Below are 335 nucleotides of genomic sequence, written 5' to 3'. Positions count from 1 at the left end.
CCTACCAGCGCTGCACCGTGCACTTCTACCGGAACGTCCTCGCGAGGGTGCCCAAGTCGAAGCGCCCCAGGGTCGCCGCAATGCTCAAGGCGATCCACGCCATGGAGTCCCGCGAGGCCTCCGAGGCCAAGGCGCTGGAGGTGGCCGCCGAGCTCGACGGCATGAAACTCAAGGAGGCCGCCAGGGTGGTCAGGGACGGCTGCGCGGAGACGCTGACCTACACCAGGTTCCCCCGCGAGCACTGGCGCCGCATACGCACCAACAACGCCATCGAGCGCCTGAACCGGGAGATCCGCAGGCGCACCCGCGTGGTCGGTACGTTCCCCGACGGGAGG

Annotated in this window: 1 protein-coding gene; it reads left to right on the top strand. The window is 69.3% G+C overall.

Translation table 11 applies throughout. The features are described 5' to 3' along the window. On the top strand, positions 1-335 hold a 335-nt coding region (locus PHA29_RS10520), incomplete at both ends, for a transposase (RefSeq protein WP_270849587.1).

This window comes from Candidatus Collinsella stercoripullorum, assembly GCF_027669965.1.
Taxonomy (GTDB): Bacteria; Actinomycetota; Coriobacteriia; order Coriobacteriales; family Coriobacteriaceae; genus Collinsella; species Collinsella stercoripullorum.
This window is presented reverse-complemented; position numbering and strand designations above follow the sequence as displayed.